Genomic DNA, 19,678 nt, shown 5'->3' with positions numbered 1-19,678 from the left:
TTCAAACATTCTAACATTCATGGTGTACACCTTAAGTTCCGAGAGGATGCCAAGCGAGATGCAATGACATGGAAACTTACTCACAGTTTAACTGAAGATGCCATTATCGAAATTCGATAGTGGCATTCGTCAACAAGCCTATATTTATAGCTAAAGAAATAGCCATTCATCATTAATGAATGGCTATTTTCATGATAATCTATTTATTCTTCGAAATATCGGCAATGATGTCCGTTATAAACAGCACATCCTATGGTAATCATGTTACAGTCATTAATCGCCATAATACCGTGCTTTGTTCCTGAATCATAACATAACTACCCATATCACCCGTTACTACTTTATGGTCAATCATGGATTCAAGTGGACCTGTCTTTAGTCAGAATAGGTATATTCCCCTAAACTGACGAAGAATCAAAAATATTATGGCAATATAATAAACTTTGGATGCAAATACACGTCTTAAACTATTACAGATATTAGAGGAAAGATATGAACTAAGATCTGTAATAATAGTATCGCTGTTACCAATCAATAAATGGTATGATTACATAGAAGATTCTACGTTTGCTGATGCAATCTTATGTAGATTAGTATCAAACGCCAATACAATAGAAATAAGAGGCGAATCGATGCGATATAAAAAGAAAAAATAGTTATCTTTCCCACAAAGCAAGATAGAATTAAAAAACTTGTTACCGTTTGAAGTGCTACGATTGGTAACGATACAGCGCTATCGTTATGCTTATTATATAAGCATTTTTCTGATATATATGGTTCCGTCTCACTGCATTGGGAATGATGAAAAAACTTCTGATATGGTTGAGAAAATCAGAGCATCGCGTAGCACGCAACGAACAATTCCGCCGTCCTCATGCTTTGAAAGGCATGACCTCCTGCTACCAAATGAGAAAAATCAAGACATAATGATGAATCCTTGTGTATGATGACGTGGCACGCTGTAGGGCACAGAAGCGAAAGGAGGGTTATAGCTTAACACGAAATACCCCCTCCTTTAAAAAACTTTTCAGTATCATCCTACACGATGTGGTTTCTTGAATTTCACGAACAAAGGCATGATAAAGACTATTGCGACAAAAGAAAACACCAGCCCTCCGGTGACACCCGTGGCAAAAGAAAACCAGAAAGGTTCTTCCTTGGCATAGGCAAAGAAAGGTATCAAGCCCATAATGGTGGAAGATACCGTCAGGAAAACGGGGATAATCTTGTGGTTATAAGCCCGGACAAACAGCTTTATTGTCCCATCGAGACCATCATTGTTTGATGCTCTCCGGAGGATATTATACTGGTTCATAATATAAATACCCGAGTTGACGGTTATGCCGCACAGCAACACCAACGAGGCAAAACCGCCTGCTCCGAACTCTGCACCCGTGAAATAGAAGGTAAGGAATGTGCCTATCAGGGTGACCGGAATGATTGAAACAATCACCACCGTTGCTCTGAAAGATTCAAACAGAATAGTGCAGATGAAAAAGATGATGACTACGATAAGTAACACCAGCCAATACTTGACACCCTCTTCCTGCTGCTGGGGTAACACTGGACTGGAACATTTAAAACCAATGGGCAGTGTCTTGGTGAAATGTTCTATCACATCATGAATATATTCACTTTCATAAACATAACTGCCAAGCACGTTGAAGGCAATGTTAAGCACGTATTCTTGGTTCTCTCTATGGATGACGTTCTTGGCTGTACGCTTCGCAATCTGCATCAAATCGGGCACTGAAACGGCTGAACCAGCGGCACTGACAGAGGAATTATTCAGGTGCCACAAGTCGAATTCATCATATGTTGAAGGCTTCAGGCAGATGTCTGACGAGACATATCTGTCATGATAATGTCCCACCCAATTCATCTTCAGCATGTCTGCCATGGAACTGTGCACGCTCCATGCCGACTGTCGGGCTAGTGCAAACTTATCGAGAGAATAGCGCATATAGTACTCATCCTCTTCTATATCCCTGCTGGGAGTTTCAATGATAAGATCCTGCACACGTTCGTTATCCCTCATGTAGTCACAGATGTCCTCTGCCAGCCTGTACAACTGATTGTAGTTGAAACCAGAAACCACTATCCGGTCCTGTCGACTCTGTAGGTTCAGTGCATTACTGAACCCTTGCAGACTGACACCATGTGTGCTCCAGTCGGCTCCACCAATGGTGATGACCTTGCTAATGACCTTGTTTTCAAGAAAATAAGGGAAAGCTGTATTCTTCCATTCATCCCTGAACTTCACCTCCACTTGGGCACCGCGCCCGTCAATAGTTGTGGTGAAAGTCTTGATTTGCTTAAATGTCCGCAGATATTCCTCAAGAATCCTCACCTTCTCGTTCAACTGACTAGCCCTGCCTCCCAAAGGCATCTGCGCCATAATCGTCAGGATCTTTTCCGGTTCTTCAATATGCTCTTCCTCGTTGAGGGATTCAGCAAACAGCTTCATCGAACCGCCCAGCACCGATGAAAGATTATCTTTGATGACCGTCTTGAAGAACTTACTTCCTAACGTTTCATTATACAACTTTTCATACCACACGCCGTTTTCTGGGCTTTCTTCAGAGTAAGATATGTCTTCTGCGCCGAGATGGGCTGGAAGGGCAAAGACAGGGACACCAAAAGCCAGCACCAGAAGAATGTAATAAATCCATCTTCTTCTGCGGGTAAAGTTCAGATAGGCCGTATAGAATCTGTTCCACCGAATCACGGCGCGTCCATGTCTCAGCTTCCGGTGGTGACTGGTGTAGTGCATGGAGTCAACCAGCGACGGCACGAAGAAGTAAGCCACCAACAGCGACAGGGTGAGGTTTATAATGATTATCCAACCAAAATCGTAAAGATTATCCCGCAGCTCGTCTGGCAAGAAAAAAATAATAATTAAAGAACCGATTGTGGTGAGCAAAGCTGCCAGTATGGCCTGAAATGCCTTGCGGTCATGATAATAGCTATAATGGTCTGCCATCACAATGGTGGAGTCGATAATCAGTCCAAGCGACACCGTCACACCTGCCAGGGAATATATATGAAGCTGTACCTTGAACAGCCAGTAAGCAATTATTGCTATAAGGAGATTTGCCGCTAAAGCAATGGCTATTATCGACAGATATCTCATATTTCGACTTGTCAACCACACAAAAAACAGCAGCAATGCCAATGACATCAGGGTCTGGGTAATCAGCTTGAACAGTTCCTCCCGCTGGCCTTTAGCCTCATCATGGGCAAGTTCCACATGTACATTTCGGCTGATGTTTTGCTGAATACGGTCCATCTCCTCCTGCACCTTGTCAGAAAGAGGAATCACCTTTGCGTCAGCGGGTACATAGACATTCAGATAGATGGTATTCATTCCGTTGACCCGGAAATAGCTCCATGGCTCATAGTTCTTATAAGTGAACGAGGTAAGGTCATTCAGATAGAACATCCTGCCGTCGGAAGCAGTGACGGGCATCTGTTCCAGCGACTTGGAAAATTCAGCAGTAGTGAGATGCAGGGCTATTTTCTCGGTATCATTATGCCCCTTGTCATACCTGACCTCACCGATGATGTCATCACGACCTATAAAGTTTCTGATGGCATCGGCAATGTCGTTCTCCGACAGTCCGCATGCAGCAAGCTTCACCGGATTATAGGTTATCTCTATATATCGGTCCGTGGTTCCGGTAAGTTCTATGCCCGATATTCCTGATATGCGCTCAAGGGGTCTGGAAATATTCTGCTCCACATAATTCTTAATCATATCAGGCTGCATATCAGCATTGATATTATAAGTGAGCAGGAGTTTCTTTTCGTTATGCGAAGCGGTGTTCATCTTCACCTCACCACCGGACAGTGTGGGGTAACTGATGCCTTTAGGTAAATGACTGTAAGCCTGCCTGAGCAAAGAAGAAATTTCAAACCTGATGGAAGACACATCTGTCTCAGGCTTGAGTTTTATTTTGATTTCACTGTGGCCGAAATAGGAATTCGATTCTATCTTTTCTATACCCTTTAGTGAAGACACCAGCCCTTCTATAGGAGACGTAATATTCTGCTCCACAACTTTGGCTGCCACAAAGGGCCAGTCTACACCGATGATAAGAGTCTTTCCCTGACGCTCCATCGGTTCCGTGCCCACATCTATGAAAGGTGTAAGCGCGGCTCCGATGATCATCAGGATCACCATGGTAAGAATGATAGAGAATCTTGACAGTTTCATGACTTTCTGTTATATATAATGTAATAAACCATGGGCACGAAGAATAGGCTGACCAATGTTCCGACGGTCAGACCGATAATGAGGGCAAGGGACAACGGATACTGCATATCGGCACCGATACTGCCTTTCGACATGAACGGAAGCATGGCAAAGATGGTGGTCAGCGAGGTCATGATGATGGGGAGTAGGCGCTCATGACCGGCAACGAGGATAGCCTTCAGCAGCGGGGTTCCGGCTCTGCGCAGCCTATTGATGGTATCAATCTTCAAAATGGAATCGTTAATGACGATACCGCCCATCACAATGATACCAATCATAGACATGATGTTCAGCGTCTCGCCGAAAAGCCATAGTCCCAGCACCACGAAAAACACGTCGATAACCATCTCTGATAGGATAATGGTCGGCTGAACCATGCTCTCAAACTGTGCTGCAAGGATAAAGAACAGCAGTAATAATGAAACGGCAAGGATTCCTGTTAGCTGGCCAACCAGCTTCCTGCCGGAATAGTAGGCACCCGACATGCTGGTGGAAACATCTTCATGTTTCTGGTCATAGTTTACCACAAACTGGATTATATCGTCAATCTCCGATGACGAAGCATTGATCTGGACGGGGTAATATTCACCACCGTCATTACCATAAAGGTGCTTGTAGCCATTCACGATTCTCTCGGTGATGATGTAGCTCAGAGGAACATCTATCCCGTCGCTCGACTTCACCGAACTCTGCATGATTACCCTTCGATCGTCATTATCGGCACCCAGCAGGACAGGCACATTGCTGGCACCGCGGTTGATACGGAGCACATCATTGCGACCGACGAGTTCCCGTAGGCGCTGAGACAGCTGACTGTAACTGATTTTATAGAAGCTCATCTTCTCCACGTCGGCCACCAGCTGCAGATTTTCTTCTGTAGTAACCGAAGGAACAGAGATATCGGGGAACCTGCGCCTCAACGTATCCGTAAAAGCCTGTGCCTGGTCCACTCTGGGACGTTTGCCGTCACCATTCTGAAGCCGTATCATCAGGTCGGGTTCATCAGAAGAGAATATCATATTCAGCAGGTTTCCGGCAGGTTCAAACTTCACCGTAGCCTCAGGATAATGTGCCAGAATGTTCTCATGTATGCTGTCACAGGTGGCTTTCAGTGCCGACGGCGAAGCACACTTCAGATATATCAATGCTTCCGACGGTGTTATGTCGGGCGTATGGGACAACAGAAAGTCCTGTGTGCCAACCATCGAAGTGCTCGTCTGAATATCATGCTGTCCTTTCAGCAAGGCAAGAACCCGATTGTCATTCTTCTGTGCCGAGATGCCGCTGTTCCAGTCTATCGTCATCAGTCCATCGGTATAGTCTATTCTTGGCAATGTTTGTTTGTCTATTGCGACAAACAACAATATCGTTGCAGGAATGATGAGTATAAAGACCATGACACATAGGCGTGCATGACGAAGAATCCAATGCAGACAGCGCTCATATAATCCAAAAAGATAAGCATTACTCTTTTTCGCCTTATCAGCAGGAGCCTCGGCAGCTTTCCTGTAGTTCATATAGAAATAGACTGGCAACACCAGCATGGCAACAGCTAACGAAGCAAACAGGGAGATTGTGATGCCCATGGACTGATCGAAGAACAGAGCACCGGCTATGCCGCTCAGGAATATAAGTGGAACAAAGACACAGCATGTGGTCAGCACCGAACTGAGCATTGCTGTGAATACTTCACATGCTCCCTGGACTATGGCATTTTCCAGTTTCATTCCGCCCCGCCATTTCTGCAGGATATTGTCTATCACGATGATGGAATTGTCTACAATCATACCCACACCGAGAATAAGACCAGAAAGCGAGATGATGTTCATTGAAATTCCAATGACATTGAAGCAGATAAAGGTAATTATCAGCGAAAGCGGTATTGACAAAGCTACCAATATGGTAAGTCTCCATCGGCGCATAAAAGCCAGCAGCACGAGGAAAGTGAAGGCCGCAGCTGCCAAAAGGTTCCATTCAAGGTTGTTGATGGAATAAGAAAGAAGCTCCGTCTGGTCACGCGTGATGCTGAACTGCATTTCGGGATAGGCCTTCTCCAAGTCGCTGACAACGCCCGAGATAGCCTCTTTCAGGTCACCCATACGTGCATCGCTCTGCTTAATCACTGCCAGAGAAACACAATTCCGGCCGTCATGGCGAATAATGCCATTCCGTAATGCAGGTCGTTCCTCTATTGTGCAGATGTCTCTTAGCTGGAACAATCTGTCTTCATGACGGACAATGATATTCTTGATATCGTCAATTGTCTGTATCTGACTGTCGAAATGAATGTTATATCTGTAGATACCATCAGCTATAGTAAGGGCCTCAAGCTGAATGTTATTGTCACTGATTGCATGCTGAAGGTCTTCTTCTGTGATTCCGAGCGCCGTCATCTTGTCCTCATCAGGCACACATACTATCTCGGAAGAAGTCACGCCGCTGATGTCAACCATGGCCGTAGAAGGCAACTGCTCTATTCGTTTTGCCACGACATTCCTGACAAATTCACTCAGTCCGGCAAATCTGTTGCCGGCTTGTTCACCTTTCTTCTCATTTTTGAATGCCACATCAAGATAGAAAGCGGGAATATCCGTGGCACTGGCCTTTACCACCTTAGGACGATTCATTTCCTTAGGCAGCTGCGGCATGGCCATATCTATCTTTTCATTTACATCAATAAAGAGGAGGTTGATATTACTTCCGGGTTCAAAATTCAGCAATATGTTTCCGCCATCCATGCGGGCATCACTGCTGAGACTCTTCAGTCCTGCCACCTGTAACAGCTGTTCGCGCAGCGGCGCAACGACTTGTTGTTCTATCTCCTCCACCGAAGAACCGGGCATATCCACCTTTACCGTGATTTGCGGAATATCCACATTCGGCATAAGCGAAACAGGAATGCCCCTGACTGCCACGATTCCGATTACGACGATTGCAACAATAATCATCGAAACGGCTATAGGTCTATGTATAATATATTTTATCATGTCAAGCTATAAGGTTTTACTCTTCGCTTTTTGCCTTTATCGTCACCTTGGTTCCATCGGCAAGGTTGAGATTACCGGATGTTATGATCGCATCACCTTCATGAAGTTTCGTGCTCTTCTGTTCACAACCGGTGATGGCATGGCTGCTGAGGTTGCTATGGGCAATATCCACATAAGTCCATACCGCTTTACCATTTTGGTAGACAAACACCACATGGTAGCCATCGCGCTCCACGACGGCATCCTTCGGAACAACAAAGGAATTTCGCACATCATTTTCAATGATAACCTTGACATTCATGCCATCTATCAGTCTGTTGCCTATATTTTTGATTCTTGCCCTCACAAGAATAAGTCCCTTTTCATTCACGGTAGGGTTGATATTCACTACCTGACCATGGAAAGAGACCGCATTATCCATAAACGGAGTGACTATCACTTGCTGACCACGGCGGATATTCTTCAGTTCGGTTTCCATCACCAAGAATTCCACATCAAAATAGCTATCATTGATCAGTGAACAGATTTTGTCCATACGCTGGAAACTGTTATTACTCAGATTAGCTATTCTGCCAGCAAAAGGTGCACGTAATGTACAGTCCTTCAAACGCCTTGTGGCAGCTTGGAGAGCATAGACAGCAGAATAATATCCGGATATCACCTGTGCCCGACGAAGCACATCAGCAGGCACGCCATGCGCATCGGCATTATATCCCAGTCCAATAAGTTTATCGGTCAGTTCCACCTTGGCACGTTCAAGCTCCTTTTTTGCCCTTTCAATCTCAAGCAAATACTCATGTCGGTCAGTTTCTGCGATGACCTGTCCCCTACTGACATAATCTCCATTATGTATCTGTATGGCAACCACAGTTCCGCCGTTACTAAACGAGAGTTCACTTTTTGCGATGGCTTCCAACCTTCCATTACAAATCAACTGTCGATGAAACACCTGGCTATGCAGCCTCACCGTATCCACGTACAAATCAGTCGCACTGGGCTCCCTGTCTGCCGAAAGCTGTGGTTCTCCAGCTTTTTGTTTGTTCTTGCATGAGGTTACAAGGCAAAGTACGGCAATAAAAATATATCCTATTCTTTTCATTTCTTCAGAGTTTACGTTTTACTATATCTTCAAAATCAGCAGTCAGGTCTCTGTGGGCAACCCAATCATAGAGGGTTATCCTACGCAACGTATAATAATTAATCCAATACTGCTGCAGCTGTCCTATATATTGTGACTTTGCGGCTTCCTTTTCCTGCATTGCTGTGTTCAGATCGGTCACGCTTATCGAGCCTGTCTCAAACCGTTTCTTGGTTATCTCATACCTTTCTTTTGAAATATCTTGGGCCTTCAACGATGTCCGACACTGCTCAGCCTGGAAACTGAACTGAATTGTCTGTTGTCTGATATTCTGCAGATAACTTTCCTGAGACTGCTCCACCTGAGTCTTTGCCAGTTCCAGATTTGACTTAGCAACCCTTATCTTTCCTTTCTTGACACCCCAGTCGAATATCGGTAATGAAAGAGTCAGTCCAACAATCTCATTGTCCTGGAGATTACTATAAGCTTGAGTAAAGGCTTTTGCCGTCTTGTTGAATCCCAGTTCTCCGTTCAGTTGAAGTTGCAATCCCTTGGCAGATTTTGCAGCTGCAAGATTCTGCTGGGCAATAAGCATTGTGAGGTCTTGGTTGATCTGATGGGAGGCATTCCGCAATGCTTTGGCAAGAATATCATCTGCATTGAGAATGATATCGGAGATATCCGAAGGAGGCACCAGTTTCATGCCTTCATAATCCTTTAATCTCAGATAAGAAAACAGACTGAACATCTGATTATCCATCACTATCTTGGAGTTGGTAACGGCAACTTTGGCATTGAGCATCGACAATTCCAGTTGAAGTACGTCACTTTTGTTTATCGTTCCCAGGTCAAAACGTTTCTTCGAAATGTCATACAATAGTTTAAGGTCTTCATATTTAGCCACGTTCTGATTATAATCCGACTGCGCTGTAACGGCATTAAAAAAGAGCGTAGTAGTTTGGATAGCCACATTCTCCATTGCCTCAAGATACACCTTCTTGGCCTTTTCAAATTCCTTTGGAGCTGTTTTCTTTTCCCACTTCAACTCATTATACAAGCGTAAAGGCTGGGTATAAGAAATCCTCATCGGTTGCGTGTTATATGTTTTAAGGTTATAGTCAAACTGATCAAGCCTATATAGGTAAGACTGCAATGACAAAGTACCACCCAATGTAGGAATCTGCTGATCGACAGACAGCGTCAGGCTATTCGTCATCGAATTATTACTCACATAATTAATCTTACCAGTATTAGCATCCCGAGCCTCAACATTAGAATGATTAAAGTTCAGCAGCCCACCCGACAGATTCACAGAAGGCAGCAATTGCGCCTTAAAAGAACGATACGTCCAATAACTGGCCATATAAGAAAATTGAGCAAACTTGGCATCAAACGAATTCTCCTGAGCTATCCATATAGCATTGTTTAGATAAAAATTAGTTTGGGCTTTAATAGCATTAGCACCTGAGAGCCATAATAGCATAGACAGTCCTATACCATAACAAGTTCTTTTTTTATTCTGTTTTTTCATTATCATCTAATATTATATCTCTAAAGAATTATTCTTTATTTTGTCTTTTTTCAAGCCAAAAATAAATGCGAAAATAAAAATGAGAGTTGTCACTATTAATACAACATGCTGGATGATCACCGGTATCACTCCTTTATGAAAATATTTAAGTAAAAAGAAAGGAAATGTGTATTTAGACCACTTACCTACAATCTTACTGTTTTGAACTGCTATCACACCTTCATCTGCTCTTACAATAGATTTCCGTTCATAATCGCTTATAAAATATTCCTTTCATTTTTACTTTACTATTAATTCTTTAAATTACCACCAAATCTGCTTTCCTTTAACATAGATAAATGGACGTTCTTCCACACCTTTTGTAATATCACTTAGAATATATAAGCCTGCTGACGGGATTTTGTAGAATATTACCTGATTATCTATAGCTTTTTTCCTAAATAGAGTTTTCCACTTCCCTTTATAATATATTTTAAGTTCATAAACATCGCCCTTCTCTACGGTATTACCATCATTCCTTGGCATATATCTAACCTTGGATATTACAGAAGGCTTCTTAAGTTCCAATCCTACCCAATGACCATCAGGACTATTTCCATTAAAACCTGTTAGGACATCTCCATCAAAGACTGTTTCCTTACCTTGTTTGTCCGTTCCCTGAGTTCCCAATATCTTTCCTGAAAGTTTTACATTTTTATCATTATAAAACTCCAATTCATTAATATTACAATATGAATTCTTTGGACTCAAATATCTTACATACTTATAAGTATGCTTGTCCGTCACCTTGTGCTCATACCAACATCCTTCTGTAATACCTTCATGACTAAAGAATGTAACTGGATTTTTAAACAATCGTTCATCACTCCCTTGGAATTTTCCATAAGCCATTCTTCCATTAAAAAAGTCTTCTTTACCGAAATATGGATATTTACGCAAAAGAGTCATACTCTGCTTCTTACGCACATTGCACACGATATCTTTAACTTCGCCTTTAGCTGTAATATAAAACGGATTTCCAACAGAAACGATTTTGCCATCCTGCACTACTCCCACAGAATAAAGAATCCTGCGCCCCATGGATTTAAATTTAGCTTTTCCCCATGATATCTTACCGTAATAAACTGGAGTCCAGGCTTCCTTATCTGCTACGCATATATAAGCGACCTTATGATTCCGGTATTCATCTGGTATTTCACGCGTCACATCAGTGGTTTCATAATACTCATCTGTTACATCTATAAAATCCGGTAATATAAAAAGAGAAGGAATATACTGTTCACCCCTAAAATCATTCACCATCTCCCGATTCAAACGAAATCTATGCCTAAATATTTTAGGTTTCAAATAACTATGAAAATATTGGGCCGTATCTCCAGGTACACATCCCATATAAAATGGGGTTCCTTTTCCGTTTGGCAATATTAACACACTCCACGCATGTGAATTAGTTCTGTTTCCCCAATGCGGAGTAAAATCTATAGCTGTGGGTATGCCCAAGCATCTGGACAAAGAAACCACAAATGAAGATTCATCACTACACTTTCCTGTACGATACTTACACAACTGGGTTAAAGTTGGTGGCAAGTTACCATTATTACCTATAAATTCAAATTGATTCATCACGTCTGTCACTTTTACCGCCTTAGAAGCTGCACTACCAAAAGTAAAGAAATGATTAGCTAATGGATTCTCTGTCTTCCTTGTTATTTTCCATTTTTGGGAATCCTTTCCAATGTATAGATTCTGGACAATTATACTTTTTCCGGTTTCAGGATCTTTTGTTGCCTCCCAAAACAGGCCGGTATCTTTGTTCATTATCTTGCTGTAGCCTTTTCCAACTGGTATTATAATCCACTTTTGGTGATTCGCTCCCAAATAATTATACTTACCTACAGGAGCTTTCAAATCTAAACTGACCCAGCGGTCTTCCATACACATATTTGTGCTATCCTTGGGAGATATTTTCCAACATGGAAAGCCAAGATAATCAAGCCTCAACAGTAAGCTGTTATCCTTAGCTGAATACTTCTTAAGATTTATTGGCTTTAGCAAAGATGCCGACAATGTATCCATAGAAACATATGTGCCTGTTTTTTTATTCCTTATAGTACAGTAATTACTTGAATAATCCTCCAACTTTGACTCATCAAGTTTCTCCATTGTGGCCACTTCTATATAATCTAATCCAAAAGTATCATTCACATACTTTACCATTAGCTCATTTGTTCCAGCTTTCAGATTCATCTGCATACCAAAACGTGTACTACGAAAAGAATGCATCGTCTTGGTAGGTTCCAAATTCAAATAGCCAATAAATTTACCATTCAACGATATGGCAGCCTTTGCCTTTTTAGACAACGTGTTATAACGAAATCTAATTAACTTATGGCTAGCTATTGGAGACTCAATAGCTATCTTAACACAAGAGTTAGAGTTATTTAAGAGCACGGACTGTCCCTTAAGAGCACTCGGCTCATTCATTATTGCCACGTCCTCATGTTTATTCTGGGCTGCAATGATTTGCTGTCCACGAGAACTCCAAAATGAATTATCTATTAAATAGGGAAATTCCGTCTTTATAAAATTCCTCCAATCACTTAGTGGTTCTTTTGAAACACGATAAGGAAGAACATAATCAAAAAACACCGACTCATCATAATCGTTATCCCAATTGACGATTCTCCACATATCAACAGCATCATTGATGGCCTTAATAAGGTAATCTGCTTTCATCTTTTTGATGTCGGATATAAACGTTAATCCGTTTGTATTTATGTTCTTACTTAGTTCTTCCCATTTTTGTCCTCGTTTGTCTATCGGTTCTGCTCCCATTATGTCGTAGGCCTGGATATACTTCTTCATGTCCTTTCCATAGAAGGTTCCATGAAAAGGCATATTTTCTATCAGAAAACATGCTGATTCATACTTCAAAGGATCCTCATCATCCTCAAAATAATCCAACACCTTCTCCAATTCCTGTCGGTTATTGTCTGCCAAGTCGAGGCTTTTGTTCAATGCACCGTTGCACGACATTAGAACTGTGGCCGACATCATTCCCGCTAAAATCAAGCTTAGCCATGATTTTTTGCTATGCCTGTGATATAGTTTCTGATTGTTATTCATATTCATTTCGCTATTTTTTTTGCTTCGTTTTTCATCTTTTCCACCACAGGTGACATTACCTTCGGTTTAATAACAACAATTTCCTTAGCCTTATCTCGCATTGCCCTATTGTCGCCTGTTTTCATATATAGCTTCATCTGACGATAGAGCGGATATATGCGATTAGGCTGTAAAAGGAAAGCCTGCCTATAAAGCGAGTCTGCTTCTTTTGGTAAATTCATGTCCTCATAGTTGCGTCCCATCAACACATAAGTCATTGGATCAGTGTCGAGCTTTGTGCCCAACCTTAATATAGCGTTGCTATCGTTGAAACGACCGGCTTCTCGCAGCGTTTTTCCAAAACTGAACAGGTATTGCCTATTATCGGTCATTGTGGGCAGTAGTTCATAGAAATCGTCAATAAAGGCCGCATTATTCATAAATGAGAAACAGTGTGCTTCCTGACTAATCTTAGTACGTCTGTGAGATTCATGTTGTAATACCCCCATAAAGACTAAGCATAAAGCAAGAAATCCAGCAGTCAAGAATTTCCTAAACGCACACGCTCTATCTTCTGCCACTTCTTTACCTGTTGCAAGAGCTGTCAATAAAGTTGATATCAATAAAAATTGATGAAGATGGAACGGATATGAGAACAAGGCCACTACGCATATAGCAATCATTGAATATGCCAAAGGCGAATGCTTTCTTAATAAGCGATAGACTGTTAGTCCAAGAGTGCATGTCAAAAGGATTAATCCCACGATGCCTTGTTCCACCAGTACTTTCATATATTCATTGAATGCCATGTCGGTAGATCCGACACTGTCAATAAACATAGAATCAGGGTGCATGGCAAAGTATTTCATCTGTCCATTGGCAAGTGTATGAACATATCCGCCAACGCCACAGCCCCACAAAGGTTTTTCCTTCCATTCGTTTAAAGCCACGATATTCATAAATATTCGGCTGTCTGCTGATCCTTGCTTAAAGAAATATAATATTGTTATGGTTACTGCTATTGCAACAAGTGATATCTTCCAATGTTTTAGTATAAAAGTTCTGAACTGCAATATTATCACAATACAATAGGCAAGCATTGCCGTTCTGCTCATTGTGGCAGGCATTACAATAAGCATAAAAATGATACATCCCCCAATTATCTTATCACGTTTTTGAAAGTAATAGTCCGTACATGCCGACAGCATAACGGCTATATAGATGCCCATAGGACCAGAATTAAGAAAACTGCCTGTCATTTTTTCTCGTATAGAATTTGCCTCAAGCATTCCTGTCAACTGCAAAATGCCGAAAATAGATTCATATACACCAGCTATTGCCATTGTATACACAATGATTTTATCAATGCCTTTTTCTTCAGCAGTGATTACTCTTATAAAGACATACATCATTACGCACTCTGCCACAATAATCATGTGATGGGCTATAGGATAGTTTGACAGAAACGCAATATTCATTATAAAATACAGGAAATTTAAAGCTACCAAAGCTTCCAGCGACGTCCATTTTATTTTTCCCTCTTTTCTGATAGTGCAGCCAATGGCAACTATCCCTAAAAGAATTATGCCCCATCCCTTTATATTTTCATTATCCGACCAATCTACATCATATCGGAGCAATGTAAGCAACATTACGCATCCCATTGACAGGAAGATTGTCCATCTTCCTGCCACCATACACATCAATTGATTGATGTAGAGACTTATAGCATTTTTAATGTTCTTCCCCATCTGATTTTATTAGTCTGTTTATTCTTAGAATAACTAATCATTTTCACCACTCCCACAATATAATCCTCAGGTACTAATCCCCAGAATCTTGAGTCAAGCGACCCCAAAACGTTATCACCTCCCAGAAAGTAATAATTACCGCAGAAAGTGTAACTGCCGATGAGTTTTCCATTCAGCATAGCAGAGTCTGCCTCCCAGTTCCAAGTCAGTTCCTTTGAAGTTTCTAGTTTAACAATGTCGTGATACAATGTAACATCATTAGGACGGAAACATATTACGTCGCCACGTCTTGGAATATAATATGGCCCCATATTCTTTACTGTCCATTTTACAGGCATAAGCCACGCTGTGACGAAACCTCCGCGGGCAATCAAAACAGAATCAGGTGTGGCAGCCAACTTCTTCTGTTCTTTTATCAGTCCGAGTGTTCCTTCAAAGTTATTATTATGATATATCCCGTTTTCCACATAAAGAGTGTCGCCCGGTAATGCCAGTATCCGCTTACACCACACATTATTGATTTCGAAAGCGATATCATTCCATGCGGGACGAGGAAAATTGAACACAGCAATATCATTGTGTCTCAACGGCCTTCTTCCCTTCGTTCTGAAGCTATGCAGTGGTTGACCTCCCTTCCGGAATTTAAAATCAGTATAGATTCTTGCTCCCATAATGGTCTTGTCTATTATAACCCTGTCGCCCGGAATTAGTGTCGGCGCCATAGAAGTAGTAGGAATAACAAATTGATCCGCCACAAATATGAGCCTTGCGTAATGAAGTATAAAGTAAGCTGGATATACGCATACGGCAATTAAAGCAATCTTTATGATTGTTTTTCTTCTTCGTTTCAATATTTCTTTAATATCAATTGTCATCATCTTTTTCGAAGAAACATAATTGCTGCACACGTCATCACTATCAGGCAAAGTACCACATAGACAATAATATATATATGATTATTTATAGATTCCATATAATGGACTGAAAACCAAGATGGAAGACATGACAACATCAATAGAATATAAGTCCTAACATCTCTCACCATTATCTCTATCTGTTCTACAAAACTTTTTATGCAGATGTCTGGAAAAACAAAGAAGAAGAAAACAATAGATATAATCCATAATATTACGCTCTTGATAAACGAACTCATGGGATTGAAGTGAATAAGTTCACCAAAACACCCGCATGACTCGATGCTTCTGAAATACTCAGAAGGAAAGAATAAGTTTATCCCGGTAAGATACAGGAATAGAGAGAACATAATTACAAGTGTCACTCCAGTTAATAATCTGTATATGCGCATTATAGTCAAAATACCTATAAACAGTTCAAAAGTACAAACTGTGAAAGCAATACCATTGGACCATCCGTGCATCGAGTCCAGCAAATACAGGTCACTGTATTGCTGTACCTCTTGCGCAAAGGACTTGACATTGACGGACTTGAGAACTGCTGATATAATCAACACGCATCCCAAGATGAAACGCAATACACATTCTACAATATGTGACTTCTGACAGATCATGGCATGTTGTTTTAAACTTAAGTTCTTATCTTTAGCTTATCATTTCTTGACTATTGCCTGGAACAAAGAATCTATACGCATATTTTGTACCGGATTACCTACTAATATCACCTTGTTAGTTTTATCAAGCAAGAAAGTGTGAAACATTTTTTTGTTCGGAATTTGTGGATTATGTCGTCGAAAGACAAAAGAAGTGTCAATATAGACGGGTGAACAAATATTGTTTTGAATCAGTTTGGCTTTTATTTGTTGTAATTCATCTTTTTTGCTTTCTAAAATAATTTGAATATGTATATTACATAACTGTTTTTTAGATTTAAGATATAACTTCCACTCAGAAAGATGGTCTATAGTACAAGGCGAGCATTCTGAAGAATCTACATATTCAATCCATCTATAAGATGAATTGGAGGGAACAACAAAACCAACCTCTTTACAATTAATACACAAAAGACTATCATGCGCTATACGTATATGAGAATTAAGCATAGATTTCATCTCATTTCTGACATCATCTCTCCTGCTGCAACTATATATTAATGAAACGAATGATATCAGACAGAATATTTTATAAATAAATTTCGTCCTCATATTATTTGAATTTATTAAATAATAAATATGTTTAGGTGGGTTCTAAAATTACCACTGTAAACAATGACCTAAAACCACGGGGTACGTTTTGCTTTCCGTTGTATTTTCTTTGGACCAAATTGCCAGTTCATTCGGTCATATAGCCCGCTACTCTCCCTTACTCACTGACAATCTAGAATAAAGCAAAGCTAATTTTTAGGACCCACTTTTAAATATTTATTCGTTCTTTTATTTTAATTGGTATAAAATTAGATACGGATTGTCATTGGGCTTTATTATAGGAAATGTTTTCCGCAGATTATCAACTTGCTTCGGATATTTCTTTTCAAAGTCATTATATTTATTATGTCCCAACCAAATATCATATAATGTACTGGCGTCTTCAATTGCAATTATATAATTTTCGTTCATGCCTTTTATTTCTCCGAACCCACATAAATATTTTCCACAATATGTATCTAATGCCCCGACATTTCCATTTGATTTGTGTTTTTCCCACACTAACATTCTTTTTTGACCTTGATATAAGGTAATGGCTAAACAATGATTATTGGTTTGTTGAAAGCGATAAAGATTGCAAACATAGTTATTTTGCAAATTGAAATAATCTTTGGGATTGTTCAATATTTCTCTATTTATATTCTCAGGAAGATTTAATTTTCCCAAATCATACTGATACTTTATTTGATTAGTTTCTTTGGCAGATTCTATTTCATATACATTATAATCCATCTCTGAAATAATATTTACCTTTGATTTATAAGATGAGAAGACATGCACTTCTTTATTCTCTCTGCTCTCTATCTCTGGCTTTATTTTCCCAAAATGACTCTTAATTTTGAAATTTCCATCTAATATCCAAAAATTATATGGATTTTCACTATCTTCACTATAATTGCCCATATAGGCTAAATAACCATTTTTTATTGGTTGAACAGATGTGAACATCTTTGGCAAACTAATCGTACGCAACAGCACTTTTCCTTCACTATCAAATACTAACAATCTTCTATCATTTCGGGATAACAGATTTAATGTTTTGTTATCTTTGTCAATAAATATATCTGACAATCTTACATACTCTGCATTACCTCTTCCTTGACGCGATATTGTTCTTAAATAACGCCCAGAAAGATTGTAAATATAAACGCACTGTTTTTGAGTGCTATCAAGTATATAGATAAGTGAATCATTAATTATGATGTTGTCAATATTACCAATCGCAACACTATCTTGAGAAAGACTCACTAGCCTTATATCTTTTATAATTCCCTTAGTATGTATACTTGATGGTGATTCAAAAGAATTATTATCTATTCTGATAATCTGTTCTGCAACTTCGTCAATTGAAGATGCACAACTTACCATCATAAACATGCAAAGGTATATTACTAAATATTTTTTGTGTGAAATAATGTTCATTTTTTTATTTTATTAGGATAATGTTGTTGTCCACAAATTGTGGACAACAAACAAAAGTATTACATGAAAGATAATTGTGGACAATATCTACTCTCACATTGTTGATTACCAGTTGAATCACAAATGGTTTTTCCACCAGGATAAGTATAAGAGGCGTTACCATCTGCTCCAATTGTAAGGTTTAAGATACTAGCACCGCCAATATTAAGTTTTATATTGCCTCCTGCTTTTCCTGTAACGGTATATACACAATTTTCATCTGTTCGATGGAAAATTGCGCGACCATCTGTTGGATTATCAGCTAATGCACTAATGTTTTCCTCAATAAGAGGATTGGCATAGGCCAACTGATTGTCCTGATGCTGGGTATAAGATGTATACCCGAAGGCAGCTGATGCTACCAACACTGCCACAGCCAGTGTGGACTTGATTGTTTTCTTTTTCATTTATTTACTGGTTTTAGTTAATAATCAAGGCACGTTACTCTTAAGCGCTATCAAGTATATGTACCCTTTTCTTTAATTTCTCAGCTTTAGTTGTTAATCTTTGACTAAGCTGTCTTTATCTTTTCTCATTTTCATGGTTCATTTGCAAAATACAAAAAAGGAAGGTTATTTAGCTTTCTGTTTTTTTTTCATCAACTGACTCTCTTCACCTCCGCTTCGCCATAAGCAAAAGTGACTTTCTCTGCAATTCAGTTAATTTAGCTTTTGCAAAATTAAACAAAAAAGCATTTTCCCTGTTATTACAGTGTAACATAAACTTTATCCTGTGCAACATGTTTCAGCCTTTCGCTGGTTTTATTGCACTTTTCTCTAAATTGCAACAGCAAAAACCGTCTATCTCCCAAGGCTCAGTGCTAATGGATCATGGATATCTGGTTCATTCGACATTTTGAGTGATGGGGCAGTCATGAAGTGCATATAGCCTAAGTTTGAAGTACTTATCGTCCCTTAAACCATATGCATTTCTTTTCATCACTTCTATCTTATTGTTGATGCCTTCCACTTTTCTTGTTGATAAGTGGCAATCATACATAAGCTAACATATTGTATAACAAGATGCTTCGCAAAAACATGTAGGAAACGACCTTAAAAAACAAAATAAAAAAATATTTTTATGGCAATACAATGCACATTGGAGAAATCCAGAACAGAAGAAAAATACTTCGCAAGAGCAAGAAAGACAGGAAAAGTTGGTATGAATGAAATCGCAGAGGAGATACAAAGGAACTGCTCTGCCACATGTGGCGACGTGACTTTGGTCCTCACAGAGTTAATGGATGTAATTCGTGACCACCTTCTTAATGGCGAGGAGGTCACGATTGATGGCCTTGGCAGTTTCCATGTAGGAGTTACAAGTGACTCTGTGGTAAATCCTGCCGACTTCAAACATTCTAACATTCATGGTGTACACCTTAAGTTCCGAGA

At 40.0% G+C, this 19,678-nt stretch carries 12 protein-coding genes and 1 pseudogene; 2 read left to right on the top strand and 11 right to left on the bottom strand.

The annotated features are described in order from the left end of the window. Positions 1-443: 443 nt before the first annotated feature. Entirely contained in the window at positions 444-656 is a 213-nt protein-coding gene (locus tag B045_RS15115) for an ATP-binding protein (RefSeq protein ID WP_081784364.1), read from the top strand. A gap of 377 nt (positions 657-1,033) precedes the next feature. Here the strand turns inward: B045_RS15115 and B045_RS0109870 are convergent, their stop codons facing one another. The 11 genes and pseudogenes from B045_RS0109870 to B045_RS15110 form a co-directional block, all read right to left on the bottom strand. Beyond that, positions 1,034-4,216 (bottom strand): efflux RND transporter permease subunit, encoded by a 3,183-nt coding sequence (locus tag B045_RS0109870; protein ID WP_018464103.1) that lies wholly within the window; start codon positions 4,214-4,216, stop codon positions 1,034-1,036. Next, complete coding sequence (locus B045_RS0109865; protein WP_025882768.1) at positions 4,213-7,242, bottom strand: efflux RND transporter permease subunit; 3,030 nt, start codon at positions 7,240-7,242, stop codon at positions 4,213-4,215. The genes B045_RS0109870 and B045_RS0109865 overlap by 4 nt, the downstream gene beginning before the upstream one ends. 16 nt (positions 7,243-7,258) lie before the next feature. Next, positions 7,259-8,191 (bottom strand): efflux RND transporter periplasmic adaptor subunit, encoded by a 933-nt coding sequence (locus tag B045_RS0109860; protein WP_169400985.1) that lies wholly within the window; start codon positions 8,189-8,191, stop codon positions 7,259-7,261. Between the two features lie 154 nt (positions 8,192-8,345). Continuing rightward, positions 8,346-9,851 (bottom strand): TolC family protein, encoded by a 1,506-nt coding sequence (locus B045_RS0109855; protein ID WP_018464100.1) that lies wholly within the window; start codon positions 9,849-9,851, stop codon positions 8,346-8,348. Positions 9,852-10,154: 303 nt separating this feature from the next. After that, entirely contained in the window at positions 10,155-12,983 is a 2,829-nt protein-coding gene (locus tag B045_RS0109850; RefSeq protein ID WP_081618625.1) for an RICIN domain-containing protein, read from the bottom strand. Beyond that, positions 12,980-14,707 (bottom strand): O-antigen ligase family protein, encoded by a 1,728-nt coding sequence (locus B045_RS0109845; RefSeq protein WP_018464098.1) that lies wholly within the window; start codon positions 14,705-14,707, stop codon positions 12,980-12,982. Before B045_RS0109845 ends, B045_RS0109850 begins: the two co-directional genes overlap by 4 nt. Then, positions 14,680-15,585 carry a S26 family signal peptidase gene (locus tag B045_RS14535; protein WP_018464097.1) on the bottom strand — a complete coding sequence of 302 codons (906 nt, stop codon included), beginning with the start codon at positions 15,583-15,585 and terminating at the stop codon, positions 14,680-14,682. The genes B045_RS0109845 and B045_RS14535 overlap by 28 nt, the downstream gene beginning before the upstream one ends. Beyond that, complete coding sequence (locus B045_RS15865) at positions 15,582-16,235, bottom strand: MauE/DoxX family redox-associated membrane protein (RefSeq protein WP_373277725.1); 654 nt, start codon at positions 16,233-16,235, stop codon at positions 15,582-15,584. Before B045_RS15865 ends, B045_RS14535 begins: the two co-directional genes overlap by 4 nt. Positions 16,236-17,054: 819 nt before the next feature. Then, entirely contained in the window at positions 17,055-18,248 is a 1,194-nt protein-coding gene (locus B045_RS0109825) for a 6-bladed beta-propeller (RefSeq protein ID WP_081618624.1), read from the bottom strand. A 59-nt stretch (positions 18,249-18,307) separates the two neighbouring features. After that, positions 18,308-18,694, bottom strand: coding sequence for a hypothetical protein (locus B045_RS0109820; protein WP_018464093.1), 387 nt, complete (start codon positions 18,692-18,694; stop codon positions 18,308-18,310). Between the two features lie 436 nt (positions 18,695-19,130). Then, positions 19,131-19,283: pseudogene (locus B045_RS15110) on the bottom strand (transposase); the annotation flags it as partial. 84 nt (positions 19,284-19,367) lie between these two features. Between B045_RS15110 and B045_RS0109810 the strand changes: the two are divergent. Further along, a partial coding sequence (locus B045_RS0109810) for an HU family DNA-binding protein (RefSeq protein WP_018464091.1) occupies positions 19,368-19,678 on the top strand: 311 nt, incomplete at its 3' end.

Origin of the sequence: Segatella paludivivens DSM 17968 = JCM 13650, assembly GCF_000373185.1 — a bacterium.
Classification (GTDB): domain Bacteria; phylum Bacteroidota; class Bacteroidia; order Bacteroidales; family Bacteroidaceae; genus Prevotella; species Prevotella paludivivens.
This window is presented reverse-complemented; position numbering and strand designations above follow the sequence as displayed.